Annotated in this window: 13 protein-coding genes and 1 other annotated feature; of the genes, 5 read left to right on the forward strand and 8 right to left on the reverse strand. The window is 40.4% G+C overall.

What is annotated here, in order from left to right; all coding sequences use genetic code 11:
- Nucleotides 1-138 precede the first annotated feature (138 nt).
- From AC0T5Z_RS13440 to AC0T5Z_RS13450, 3 genes are all read right to left on the reverse strand, one after another.
- The gene (locus AC0T5Z_RS13440) at nt 139-1,260 is read right to left on the reverse strand and encodes a 5-(carboxyamino)imidazole ribonucleotide synthase (protein ID WP_435337754.1); all 1,122 of its coding nucleotides are present in this window, start codon (nt 1,258-1,260) and stop codon (nt 139-141) included.
- A gap of 14 nt (nt 1,261-1,274) precedes the next feature.
- On the reverse strand, nt 1,275-1,787 hold the full coding sequence (purE, locus tag AC0T5Z_RS13445) for a 5-(carboxyamino)imidazole ribonucleotide mutase (RefSeq protein ID WP_096901999.1): 513 nt from the start codon (nt 1,785-1,787) through the stop codon (nt 1,275-1,277).
- Nucleotides 1,788-2,011: 224 nt separating this feature from the next.
- The gene (locus tag AC0T5Z_RS13450; protein ID WP_096902002.1) at nt 2,012-2,353 is read right to left on the reverse strand and encodes a DMT family protein; all 342 of its coding nucleotides are present in this window, start codon (nt 2,351-2,353) and stop codon (nt 2,012-2,014) included.
- Between the two features lie 269 nt (nt 2,354-2,622).
- Here AC0T5Z_RS13450 and mpl point away from each other — a divergent pair, with 269 nt between their 5' ends.
- Complete coding sequence (gene mpl, locus AC0T5Z_RS13455; protein WP_435337753.1) at nt 2,623-3,993, forward strand: UDP-N-acetylmuramate:L-alanyl-gamma-D-glutamyl-meso-diaminopimelate ligase; 1,371 nt, start codon at nt 2,623-2,625, stop codon at nt 3,991-3,993.
- Nucleotides 3,994-4,578: 585 nt separating this feature from the next.
- Here the strand turns inward: mpl and AC0T5Z_RS13460 are convergent.
- On the reverse strand, nt 4,579-5,052 hold the full coding sequence (locus AC0T5Z_RS13460; protein WP_291336490.1) for a BLUF domain-containing protein: 474 nt from the start codon (nt 5,050-5,052) through the stop codon (nt 4,579-4,581).
- A gap of 552 nt (nt 5,053-5,604) precedes the next feature.
- Nucleotides 5,605-5,886, reverse strand: a complete 282-nt coding sequence (locus AC0T5Z_RS13465; protein WP_435337752.1) for a GNAT family N-acetyltransferase — start codon at nt 5,884-5,886, stop codon at nt 5,605-5,607.
- A gap of 398 nt (nt 5,887-6,284) precedes the next feature.
- Here AC0T5Z_RS13465 and AC0T5Z_RS13470 point away from each other — a divergent pair, with 398 nt between their 5' ends.
- The gene (locus tag AC0T5Z_RS13470; RefSeq protein WP_435337751.1) at nt 6,285-7,250 is read left to right on the forward strand and encodes a TerC family protein; all 966 of its coding nucleotides are present in this window, start codon (nt 6,285-6,287) and stop codon (nt 7,248-7,250) included.
- A gap of 159 nt (nt 7,251-7,409) precedes the next feature.
- Entirely contained in the window at nt 7,410-8,750 is a 1,341-nt protein-coding gene (gene guaD / locus AC0T5Z_RS13475) for a guanine deaminase (protein ID WP_435337750.1), read from the forward strand.
- Between the two features lie 54 nt (nt 8,751-8,804).
- Here the strand turns inward: guaD and AC0T5Z_RS13480 are convergent.
- Nucleotides 8,805-10,024 (reverse strand): IS3 family transposase gene (locus tag AC0T5Z_RS13480; protein WP_407507946.1). Its coding sequence is split into 2 segments (ribosomal slippage): nt 8,805-9,748 and nt 9,748-10,024, totalling 1,221 coding nucleotides; the frame shifts between segments, so codons are not numbered across the junction.
- Nucleotides 9,633-9,749, reverse strand: a sequence feature (AL1L pseudoknot). Its footprint overlaps the gene before it by 117 nt.
- A gap of 255 nt (nt 10,025-10,279) precedes the next feature.
- Between AC0T5Z_RS13480 and hpt the strand changes: the two genes are divergently transcribed.
- Together hpt and AC0T5Z_RS13490 are read left to right on the forward strand one after the other, a co-directional pair.
- The gene (hpt, locus tag AC0T5Z_RS13485) at nt 10,280-10,807 is read left to right on the forward strand and encodes a hypoxanthine phosphoribosyltransferase (RefSeq protein ID WP_435337833.1); all 528 of its coding nucleotides are present in this window, start codon (nt 10,280-10,282) and stop codon (nt 10,805-10,807) included.
- Between the two features lie 194 nt (nt 10,808-11,001).
- Complete coding sequence (locus tag AC0T5Z_RS13490) at nt 11,002-11,259, forward strand: GlsB/YeaQ/YmgE family stress response membrane protein (RefSeq protein WP_291336480.1); 258 nt, start codon at nt 11,002-11,004, stop codon at nt 11,257-11,259.
- Between the two features lie 172 nt (nt 11,260-11,431).
- Here the strand turns inward: AC0T5Z_RS13490 and AC0T5Z_RS13495 are convergent, their stop codons facing one another.
- Both AC0T5Z_RS13495 and dmeF read right to left on the reverse strand, forming a co-directional pair.
- On the reverse strand, nt 11,432-12,079 hold the full coding sequence (locus AC0T5Z_RS13495) for a DsbC family protein (protein WP_414630584.1): 648 nt from the start codon (nt 12,077-12,079) through the stop codon (nt 11,432-11,434).
- 171 nt (nt 12,080-12,250) lie between these two features.
- Entirely contained in the window at nt 12,251-13,240 is a 990-nt protein-coding gene (gene dmeF / locus AC0T5Z_RS13500; protein WP_435337832.1) for a CDF family Co(II)/Ni(II) efflux transporter DmeF, read from the reverse strand.
- Between the last annotated feature and the right edge of the window lie 84 nt (nt 13,241-13,324).

Consider the following 13,324-nt stretch of genomic DNA (forward strand, 5'->3'; position numbering starts at 1 on the left):
TCAATTGGCTACTGATAAACGGTAGAAAGTATTGATATAGTAAGATTTAAAATTTGTTGCACTTCATTTGAGAATCTAAGAGATAAAAAAGCGCTCAATATTGAACGCTTTTTTATGATTTTTCGATTATGTATAAGCTTAGATGCGCATATCTTCACTGAGTGCCAAAGGATTTGGCAAAATTTTTGCCAATTGGCGGCATAAATCTGTCAATTCAGCATCATCATTCGGCATTAAAGTAATATGCCCAATTTTACGACCTTCACGCTCAGTTTTATTGTACAAATGCAAATGTGCGCCATTCAATGCCAACACATCTTCAGTTTTTGGATGTTGACCAATAATATTGACCATCACCGTTGGACGTACCACTTCAGTTGAACCCAAAGGTAAACCTGCTACGGCACGAATATGATTTTCAAATTGCGAACACACGGCACCTTCAATAGACCAATGACCTGAGTTATGCACGCGAGGTGCCATTTCATTGGCATACAAACCTTGTTCGGTCACAAACAGTTCTAGCGTCAACACACCAACATAATTCAAGTGATTGAGTAGGCGAGTGATGTAGTCTTGCGCCACAGGCTGTAAGTCTGCGCTGTTTGGTGCAGGCACAATCGAGTGCGATAAAATACCGTTGTGATGATGGTTTTCTGCCAAGGGCCAAGTTTTTACTTCACCGTTTTGACCACGTACCGCAATAATAGAAACTTCACGTGAAAAAGTTACAAAACTTTCTGCAATCAAACTGCCTGCAGGACCAAGTTCCACCCACGCTTGTTCAATCTGATCGGCACTGCGCAATACAAACTGACCTTTGCCATCATAGCCGCCCGTTGCGGTTTTTAATACAATTGGCAGACCAAGTTCAGCGACAGCAGCCTGTAAACTTTCTAGCGAGTTGACCGCTCTATACGGCGCAACAGGAATCGCCAATTCATCAAATAAGCCTTTTTCCAGCAAGCGGTTTTGAGCAATTGCCAAAGCCTGACGTGGTGGATGCAAGTCTTTCTGCTTAATCAATACATCAACATTTGCCAAAGGTGTATTTTCAAACTCAAGGCTGAATACATCGGCACTGTGTATAAAGTCTTGTAGGCTATTTTCGCTTTTGCTAGCAAAAACCTGACCTAAGGCTGCCGCAGGACAATCTGGAGTAGCTTCAAAAAAAGTACATTGAATATTTAAAGGTAAGGCCGCCTGCGCCATCATGCGACCCAATTGTCCGCCACCAAAAATACCGATGGTCTTATTCATAGTAATTGTCCCGCTTAAACCTGACCTGGAATATTGTTGCTGGAAACTTTTTCAGTTTGTGCGGCACGGAAATTGGCAACATTTTGTGCAATCTCTGGACGGGTTAAACCTAAAATTTGGGCCGCCATAATTGCCGCATTGGTTGCTCCCGCAGGACCAATGGCCAATGTACCTACTGCAATACCTGCAGGCATTTGTACAATCGAAAGTAATGAATCGACACCATTTAAAATTGAAGATTTCACTGGCACACCCAAAACAGGTAAATCAGTTTTGGCTGCACACATCCCTGGTAAGTGTGCAGCACCACCTGCGCCTGCAATAATCACCTGAATGCCTCGATCACGCGCTTGTTGAGCATATTCAAATAAGCGATCTGGGGTACGGTGTGCAGAAACGACTTCCGCTTCAAATGGGACACCAAGCTGCTTTAGCATATTGGCAGTGTGTTCGAGAGTTGCCCAATCCGATTGAGAACCCATGATAATTCCAACGAGAGGAGCGTCTTGTGCAGCGGCCGCGTTCATTACAAATATTCCAGAAACGAAACTAAGGAAAGAGAAATTCAGGCGAGAAAGCCAAGCTTGAATAAGAACACCACATTATAGACTGATTTTTCGACTTGTTAAAATTAAACAGGGCTACTCAAGCGACTTTTTTGATTATTTTTATCGGGTTATTTTAGAGAATTAAAAAACAGTCAAACAAAATAGGGGAACCTAAAGCTATTCAAGCGAACCAAAACTCATCTTTAAGGTGTACGAAATACAAAATACACGCAACCACATAAACATAAGGCTGCCCATAAATAATCCAGTTTAAATGGTTGCTTAAACAGAAAAATCATAAATGGTACAAACACCAATAAAGTCACAACTTCTTGGGTAATTTTCATTTGACCTACCGCCCAGCCATGCTGTGCCAACAAACGGGTGGCTGGAATCATCAAGCTATATTCAAATAGGGCAATCACCCAACTGAATAAAATGGCCTGCCACAGCGGTGCATCGTGCGGTAAAAACTTGAGATGACCATACCAAGCCAAGGTCATAAAACAGTTTGCAATCACCAAAAGTAAAAGTGCCGAAGACATTGTGCCGTACTATCTAAAAATTTCAGTTTATTTTACGGGGATTCGACCTTAAAAATACACGTAGACAAATTTTTTATCTTCTACTGAATTTTAAGCACTGCCATCGTCATACATCTGCTTAGATCTCACTTTAAAAATCATGCTGTTTAGATACAAGAATCACTATCTTTTCGCCAAAACCCTTGCTATCGTTGCTTCAAATCAAATTAATCACGACAACAGCACAACAGATAAGTGATGTGTCTATAAAAGCAGTGGAGTAAGGCGGAATGCATCTGCATATTTTGGGTATTTGTGGCACATTTATGGGCTCTTTGGCACTTTTAGCCCGTGATTTAGGACATACCGTCACAGGTTCAGACCAAAACGTCTATCCACCAATGTCGACTCAACTAGAAAATGCAGGCATTACCTTAATGCAGGGTTATGACCGCAGCCATTTACAACCGCATCCAGATTTAGTGATTGTGGGCAATGCCATGAAACGTGGGATAGACGCGGTTGAATATATGCTGAATGCAGGTTTACCGTATATTTCTGGCCCACAATTTTTGGCCGATCATGTCTTGCAAGGCAAACACGTACTGGGCGTTGCAGGCACGCACGGTAAAACCACCACCACCACCATGTTGGCGTGGGTGTTAGATCAGGCAGGCTTAGAACCTGGCTTTTTAATTGGTGGCGTTCCTTTAGGCTTTAGTGAAAGTGCACGTTTGGGTGCAGGCAAGTATTTCTGTGTCGAAGCCGATGAGTACGACTCCGCATTTTTTGATAAACGCTCTAAGTTCGTGCACTACCATCCTAAAACGGCCATTTTAAATAACCTTGAATTTGACCATGCCGATATTTTTGATGATTTGGCTGCAATTCAGAAACAATTCCATCATTTGGTGCGAACCATTCCAAGTGAAGGCCGCATTATTGCCCCAATTACAGAAAACAATATTGATGAAGTGCTGGAGATGGGTTGCTGGACGCCTGTGCTGCGTACTTCGCTCGATGCACAGCCAAATGCAGCACTGTATGCAGAACAACTTACAGCAGATGGTTCACACTTTAACGTCCTACAAAATGGTGTAGTCAAAGGCGAAGTGCGCTGGAATATGACAGGGCAGCACAGTGTTGCCAATGCTTTAGCTACCATTGCCGCAGCCGAGCATGTCGGTGTTTCAATTGAAACGGCATGTATTGCGCTATCCAATTTTGGTGGGGTCAAGCGCCGTATGGAATTACTCGGCACACCGCGCGGCATTGAAGTGTACGATGACTTTGCCCACCACCCAACTGCCATTGAAACGACTCTCGAAGGTGCACGCAAACGTTTAGGTGAACGTAAATTGTGGGCAATTATCGAACCACGTTCCAACACCATGCGCATGGGCAGTCATAAAGATGGCTTAGCCTATTCGGCTCGTTTGGCCGATGCCGTGATCTGGTATCAACCTGAAGGCTTAGACTGGGATTTACAACCCGTGGTTGCCGCGGCAGACAATCATGCTATGGTGGCCAATACTTTGGATGAGATCATTCAAACCATCGTCAGCCAAGCAGGTGAGGGCGATGCAGTCGTGATCATGTCCAATGGTGGGTTTGGTGGCTTGCACCAAAAACTGATGCAGGCATTGCAACACAGCGCTTAAACCATCAATGTCATTTAAAGGCCGTTTTTGAAAAAATACGGCCTTTTTTATATATTATAAATTTATATATTATTTTTGAAAAGCAACGATTTTGCTAATGAACTTGTCATCTTGTCCTGTTACCTTAGAAGAATAACATCCTGCGAGCATGACAATTGCAGCAGGTTGGCTGCTGGATGTCTTTCATCACCATTACTAAGAAATATGGTCAAATCATTATAAAACCAATACAAATAAGTCGATGAATTTTGGGTTAAACAAACACTGGATTAAAAAACTGACCATCACCACGGGTTTGGTGAATGCCAATATACGACAGACATGCTTTTAAAAACTGCTGTTCAGGTAAATCGCCTTTAGAAAAATTAGCAACACACCATTTTAATTTTCAGAATTTGAAAAGCCTATGATGTGTTTAAGCATCCTTCAGATGAAAAAGCCCTGAAAGTGACGGTTAATTACGAATAATCTTGGCTTTATTGCATGATAAAAAAGCTAATCTTCATACTATAGATCGGCTTTTTTATATTTAAACGGATTCCAGTATAAAGCGGTCAAATACCAATGGTGCTCTACAAACTAAATTTAGAAAAAGTTTGAATAACCTCTATTTTTATAACCCCGTTGAGATTTTTCAGGCAAGATGGTTTGTTCTAAATCCAAAAGTAATGCTAAAAATTGCTGCACCGTCTTTTCGTCCAAACGATGTGGTAGAAAAACATCAAAGCCGAGCTTTTTAAATAAACTCGAAATTTGACTATGTTTATGCACATATTTCATAGACCATTCTGAAAAAAGGATATGCTCAAGTATTTGGTCAGGGAAGCGAAATACATCACGATGGCGCGGGTCTTGTTGAATACGCTCAAATAATTTCTCGACCTGCTGTTGTTCACCTTCTAAACACTGAAAAAAATGACCTTCAGCATAATAAAGTACCCCATAAATGTGTTGTGCAGCATTAAATTGGCGAGCTGTTGTCAAAATATCACTGAAGTCTTGGAGCAAATCATTTTGATGTTCTATTCGGGTACTCGCATAACACAACCTGATTAACATATCACACTCATTAAATGTAAACTGGTCACAAAATTAAGATAAAAGACTCAAATAATCACTCATTATTTTGTGGTTTTGATTATTTTTTAATCAATTGTAATTTATGGCTGACAATTCAACCCTACTTTTACCACTATGGTGTAGGTGTAGCATCTTTTAACATACATTCAATTTAAAGTGCGGTTTTGTTTTAGTTTTTGGAGAAAGTCATGCTCAAAGATGTGCTTACCACATCATTTTTATTAATCGCTTATTTGTGTATGCTGATTGGCTTTCACCGTCTAGGTCTGAATGAAGAAATAAATATACTAATTTCCTCATTTGTATTAGGGCTAAGTTTAAAGCAGTGGGTGAGCTTATTTTTTTCCACTGGTTTTGTATTGCGCTTATCAGTGGTTTATGTATTGCACTGAATGATTGGGTGATGATGAAATTTTTCTTATTCAGCATGCTGATTGGGATGTATGTCATACCTTACCTTTTGATCTACTTAAAAAAAATGTATGTAGAAAAACAGGTCAGCTCAACAATACTGATTAAAAAATAATGTTTTTAAGCCACGACATCGGCATATTGTGTATCCGTTTCAAAAACCGTCTTAACATAAGAGCAAACAGGCACAATTTTTAGCTGCTTTTCACGTGCAAAGGCGACCAAAATATCTAATAGTTGACGGGCAACCCCTTGGCCACGTAATGTCAAATCGACCCAAGTATGATCTGCTAAAATAGTGTGATCATCTTGATATTGATAAGTAATTTCAGCGATATGCCGACCATCTCGCTCAATAAAAAACTCGCCACCACGTTGGGTTTCTTGATGTTGAATTTGCATAAGTCCACCTATCAAACTTAATCTATTTTTTCAATTTGCCACAATCTTGACGAAGTATTGTGCTGAATTTGTACAAATTAAAATGATTTACCATGCAGAATCAATTGCACAACACTTAAAATTATGTAATGCTTTGCGCAGATTTAGGCAACGTACTAATCCCAAATTATGTTGAGCAAGGGGAGTAGCCTCCTCCAAGCGTTAAAATATAACTTTAACGTGTCAGCGTTTCGTCATTACACTTTGCAAAAAGTCGGACGCTGAGCATAGTGACATACTTGTTGATTCAAGTGCGCTCTATGTAGGCAAGACCTTGATCATGTTGTTACAGATGTTTTGAAATCATCTGACAACGGGTCAAGGTTTTTTTATGGCCAATTGTCGGATGTGGAGATTGTATGGAATCTATCGGCAATTTATGGCTATACCTGGTCTTTTTTGCAATTGTTGCAGTCATGCTCGCTATCGACCTCTTAGGCTTTAAACAAAAAGCAGGCGAATCGGTCAAAGTCAAAACCGCTGCGTATTGGAGTATCGCCTGGGTCAGTGTGGCAGCTTTATTTGGTGGCGGTTTATGGCTGTATCTGAAACACAGCGTTGGGCTAGAAGTCGCCAATACCAAAGTCATGGAATACTTTGCGGGTTATTTACTGGAAAAATCACTGGCGATCGATAATGTATTCGTGTGGATGATGATCTTCGCCGCATTCGCCATTCCACCGGGCTTACAGCGTAAAATTTTACTCTACGGCGTACTGGGCGCAATTATTTTCAGAACCATTTTTATTTTTATTGGGGCTTGGTTCATACAAGAATTCTCTTGGATTTTGTATATTTTTGGCGCATTTTTGGTTTATACAGGCTTTAAATTCTTAAAAGGCCCAGAACAAGAAGCCAGCAATATTGAAGATATGGCATTATTGAAATGGTTACGCAAACACATGCGGATCACCCCAACACTACAACAAGACAAATTCTTTGTTCGCCAAAATGGCGTACTTTGGGCAACGCCATTATTTTTAGTTTTAATTTTGGTCGAAGCATCTGACGTTATTTTTGCCGTGGATTCTATTCCTGCAATTTTTGCCGTGACCACCGATCCGTTTATTGTACTCACAGCAAATCTTATGGCTATTTTAGGCTTACGTGCCATGTTTTTCTTGCTCTCAGGCGCAGCTACTAAAATGCATTATTTGCCGTACGGACTGGGTTTAATTCTGCTATTTATTGGCTTTAAAATGCTGATGCTAGATGTGTTCCACATGCCTATCTGGATTTCGCTCGGCTTTATTGTACTTGTGCTGTCAATCACTGCGTGGTTATCAATTCGACATAGTCGTAAACACCATGAAACCACATTATAAAATTTAACAGTCCTCATCATCCTTGCAAGCCTTCTTTCGAGAAGGCTTTTTGTATTCATTACGCTAAGTTTTAATTGACCGTACGATAAATTTTATCGTACTGCTGCAAGCTACATTTAATGTACAATCTCTTGAAAAAATGAAAAATGTAGGTTGTTTATGCCATCTCCTGTACAACGCACCGCAATTCGTGGTTGCTTTCTTGATTTCAAAAACTGCGTCAGCCAAGCCGATCAAATTTCAGAACACGTCCGTTATATAGAGGATGGCTTGTTAATTTGTGAACAAGGCAAAATTCAGTGGTTGGGTTCATGGCAAGAAGGGCAGGCACAGCTAAACGCCAACACAGAGTTCCATCATTATCCTGATCATCTCATAGTGCCTGGCTTTATCGACACTCATATTCATTTTCCACAGACCGAAATGATAGGCGCGTATGGTGAACAATTACTGGAATGGTTGAATACATATACTTTTCCAACAGAACTGCAATTTACGGATAAAGCCTATGCCGATCAGATAGCACAATTTTTTGTGCAGGAGTTACTTAAAAATGGCACCACCACAGCCTTGGTGTTTTGTACGGTACATCCTGAATCGGTAGATGCGTTATTCGAGGCGGCTGCACAACATCAAATGCGGTTAATTGCAGGCAAAGTGCTGATGGATCGGCATGCGCCCGAAGCATTGTGTGATAACGCAGACACAGGCTATGCAGACTCTAAAGCCTTGATTGAAAAATGGCATGGAAAAGGACGTAACCTCTACGCGATTACCCCACGTTTTGCACCAACTTCTAGCCCTGAACAACTGGCACGGGCAGGGCAACTTAAAACCGAATATCCCGATGTTTATGTGCATACCCATTTAAGTGAAAATCACAATGAAATTGCATGGGTGAAACAATTATTTCCAGAGCAAAATGGATATTTAGATGTTTATCATCACTATGGTTTAACAGGCTCACGTTCGGTTTTTGCGCATTGTGTGCATTTAGAAGAGCATGAGTGGCAATGTTTGCATCATACCGATTCTGCAATTGCCTTTTGCCCAAGTTCCAATTTATTTTTAGGCAGCGGTTTATTCCCATTACATAAAACTTGGGAGCGACAGGTGAAGGTTGGTTTAGGTACAGATATTGGCGCAGGCACCTCGTTTAATGTACTGCATATCCTCAATGAAGCCTATAAAGTGCAACAACTGCAAGGGGCAAAACTCTCTGCTTTTGAAGCGTTGTATCACGCCACATTAGGCGCTGCCAAAGCTTTGGACTTAGACGATAAACTAGGTAATTTTAAGGTAGGCAAAGAAGCGGATTTTGTAGTGCTCGATTTAAATGCCACAGCTTTACAACGCTTAAGACAACAACGTGCCAAACATCTTGAAGATGCATTATTTGCCCTCATTACTTTAGCAGATGACCGTAATATTCATGCGACCTATATTTATGGACAACGTGCCTACTACCACCCCAATCAAAACTCAGCAGCAGGTGGCTAAACCTGCGCAACCCTCTGAACCGTACCGGGTTTATCGGAGACTTTTTTATTTAAGTTAGGCCACCTGACCTAACGGATTAATCTTATCATAGTACATTGCTTCAAACTCAAAAGGCGATACATAACCCAGTGCACTGTGTACACGCTTTTTGTTGAACCAATCTACCCAATTTAATGTCGCAAGTTGTACATCCGCTAAACCTTGCCAATCTGCTTTTAAATATTCAATCACCTCTGTTTTGTATAAGCCATTCACCGTTTCAGCCAGAGCATTATCGTATGAATCACCCGTTGTACCGACTGATGCTCGTAAATTTGCTGCTTCTAAACGATTGGTATAGCGAATGGAAAGATATTGCACACCTCTGTCGGAATGATGAATCACATTCTTTGGCATGCCTCGATCATGCAATGCTTGCTCCAGTGCATCAAGTACCATATCTGTATTCATCCGTGTTGATACTTTCCATCCAACAATTGCTCGCGAGAACACATCAATAATAAATGCGGTATATACCCAGCCAGAATTGGTTTGAATATACGTAAAGTCACTGACCCATAATTGGTCAGGTCGATCAGCACTAAAATTCCGTTTCACTAAATCATCTGCTCGTTTTTGATCATCTCGGCTGCGGGTAGTTTGTTTGTTCTTACCACGCCAAACACCTTGTATATCTAGCTTTTTCATCAATCGAGCAACTGTACAACGTGCAATAACATAGCCTTCACGTTTCAATTTTTGCCAAACTTTACGTACACCATATCGACCTAAACTTTCTTTCCAAATACGTTTGATTTGCTCTGCATGATGTAAATCATGCAGAGCACGTTTCGCTCGATGTTCTGGGTTATCAACGAGATCTAAAGCCCGATAATAGGTCGAAGCTGCAATCGGTAAAATTCTACAAATCGCTTCAACGCCATATCGATCTTTATTGTGATGGATAAAATCCACCATTATTTGTGTGGGCGGTCGAGCTCCGCCTGGGCGAAAAAAGCGGCTGCTTTGCGTAGAATTTCATTGGCACGCTTTAATTCTTTAATTTCACGTTCCATTTGCTTCATTTTTTCTTGGTCAGATATCTGTTGTACTTTGGCAGGATTTAGTTGATCCATATGCTTTAAATACCAAACACGCAATGTTTCAGGAGTACAACCGATTTTAGGAGCAATAGCTGTGATTGCTGCCCAAGTAGAAGGATAATCTTTTTCAGATTCAATTAGTAATTGAACCGCTCTTTCTCTAATTTCGGGGGTATAGTTTGGTTTTTTCATCGGAATAGTCTCTCAGAATATTGAGTCTCCGACAAACCTGGTACGGTTCACTCGTATATGAAAGCTATAGGATGGGCAATGCTGATACTCGGTTGTGCCATGTTGTTACGCTCAGATTCTCATTCAGCACAAAAATGATGCTATTTTAACCATGCAAGCACGTGCAACATCGCGCAAGATATATTAAAATTAGAGCATATTTTGGGGTGTTGCAGGTCAACACCTTTTTTATTTTTGCTTTTTAGGTATCTACCCATGACAGTTGAAATGCAGGTTTTGATTTCTGCAGAAGAAATCAAAACAAAAGTTCAGGAACTTGGTCAAAAAATTAATGCTCACTATGCCAATAGCGACAAAGAGTTGGTTTTAATTGGCTTATTACGTGGCTCTGTGTTGTTCATGGCAGATTTATGCCGCACCATTCACAAACCGCATGAACTAGATTTTATGACTGTATCCAGCTATGGCGGAGGTACTGTTTCATCGCGTGATGTGAAAATTTTAAAAGATTTGGATGGCGAAATTCGCGGTAAAGATGTCTTGGTGGTTGAAGATATTATCGACTCAGGCAACACCCTAAATAAAGTCATGGAAATTTTGCAAACCCGCGAGCCAAATTCAATTGAGCTATGCAGCTTAATTAGCAAGCCATCACGCCGTGAAATTGAACTTGAAGTTAAATTTATGGGCTTTGAAATTGAAGATAAGTTTATTGTCGGTTATGGCTTAGATTATGACCAAAAATATCGTCATATTCCGTTTATTGGCGAAATTGGCTTATAAAACAAACACGCCTCGCTTTAAAAAGTGATCGTTTTAGATCACTTTTTTATGGCTAAAATTTGCACTTCATCTATCTAACAGGACAAAAACACAACATGCTGTAGCATTATTCGACTATTTTCCTTGGAATTTTTCAGCAAATATAAGTCTGAAACATGATGTAAAACATAAACAAAGATAACAAGGAGCTGCTCATGTGGTCATTAATTGTCGCAATTGTAGTGGGTTTTATTGCAGGTTTAATCGCTCGTGCGATTCATCCTGGAGATGACAAAGCAGGGTTTATTGTCACCACCTTACTCGGGATTGCAGGATCTTTATTAGCAACATATGCAGGGCGCATGATGGGATTGTATGGTGATGGTTCTGCCGCAGGTTTTATTGCTTCCATCATTGGTGCGGTGATTATTCTGTTTATTTATAATACTTTTATGAAAAAATCACGTGCTTAAATAATGTGTTAACGACTGTTATTTTTCTATCAAACACTGTCTATTCTCATATAAAAAACCGCCTAAAAATTAAGGCGGTTTTTTATATCTAGTTTGCAATCACAAGTTTTAGGTTTGTTCTGAGATACACGTTATAACTGTAGGTGCCAATATCAGATCAAAATAGCCGTTCTTAAAGACCGAATTCTTTAAAAATCTGTTCAATTTGTGCTGCAGGATAAGCTCCCATGACTTTAAAGCCATTCGAGAAAATAATCGCTGGCGTACCGTTTACGCCTAAACGATGTGCTAAAGCCATGTTGCGTTCTACAGGGTTAGCACAACTGGTTTGACTTGTAGGCAATTGTGCTTTTGTGATCAGGTTTTCCCAAGCAAGTGCAGGGTTTTTCTCACAGTACACCTGTTTAGACGGTGCGACAGATTGCGCTTTTAATGGCAAAATAAAGGTATAGATTGTAATGTTGTCCAGCTTTTTCAGTTCAGCCTCAAGCTGTTTACAATATGGGCAATTTGGGTCAGAAAAGATCGCAATCTGACGTTTTCCCGTACCTCGCACATTTTTGATTGCATCTTGTAGCGGTAGCTTTTTCCAATCGACACTATTTTGTTGGATCAATAAATCTTTGGTCAGGTTATGCTGATCCTTTAAACGAATCATGGAACCCGCCAAAATATGTTGCGCATCTTCATTCAAATACACCACTTGACCATCCATAGAGGCACTGTAAATACCTTTCATTTCTGTGGCTTGAATATTGTCTAATTTCAGTTGCGGATGCTGTTGTTTGACATTTTTGCTAACCGTTGCAACATCGGCCATGCTCACGGCGCTGCATAATCCTATTAAGGCAGCTAAACTCAATTGTTTAATCATGTGTTTCATCTAAATAAATTAAATTTAGCCTGATTCTAAGCTGAAAGCTGCACAGAATTCAGTATTTTTAAGCCAGAATTACGCAATTGCTACAACTCGTTTTTGCTATGCAACGCTTTAGGTTTCACGTGGAACCTTCAAGCCTGATGGTAGATTAATTTCTACTGAAATATGGACAATTTCTTCATGAATGGCGAGGGCAGTGCGGACTTGATCTGCGTCTAAATCGTGTGCGGTTTCCAATGCCAAAATACAGGAAAATTTACCCAGTCCAACTTTCCAAACATGCAAGTCTGTAATCATCACACTGACTGGTAACTCTGCAATCACTTCACGAATTTCATCCACCACAGGATGATCCATTTCTGCATCCAGCAATATTTTTCCTGTTTCCTGCATCAAACCTATTGCCCAACGCGCCACTAAAATTGAACCAACAATACCTAACAGTGCATCTAGAAAATCCCAACCCCAATATTTACCCGAAATTAAAGCAATAATTGCAAAAATTGAAGTCACCGCATCTGCCACCACATGCATAAAGGCAGCTTTCTGATTCAGGTCATGGCTATCATGCGTATGCTCATGATGGTGATGGTGATGGTGATGGTGATGGTGATGGTGATGGTGATGGTGATGGTGATGGTGATGGTGATCATCTTCATGTAATAACCATGCACAAATCAAATTGATCAATAACCCTAAAATTGCAATTGGAATAGCTTGGTTATACTGAATATCGACAGGAAAAAATAAACGCTCGATAGAGTGAATTGCCATAAATGCAGCCACCACCAACAATAAAATGGCACTGCTATAGCCAGCTAAAATTTCAATTTTCCATGTACCAAAACTAAACCGCGTATCGGCTGCATAATGACGTGCTGCCCGATAGGCTAAATAAGCCAAGCCTAACGCTAGCATGTGTGAACTCATGTGCCAGCCATCCGCCAGCAAAGCCATGGAGTGAAAAATCCAACCACCCAAGATTTCCAAGAACATCATGACAGCCGTCAGCAAAGCCGCATATAATATTTTTTTCTGCGCCAGCGGATTGCCTTGATCGAATTGATGTGGATGAATACGATGAGAGTGTTGCTGACGCATAATGGGAAATCATTAGACTTCTTGCGTTAGTCAAATTTTAAGCAGTCAAAAGCTATATTTTATAAGGTTTTAGCCAATTCAAAA

It is taken from the genome of Acinetobacter pengchengensis (assembly GCF_982235305.1).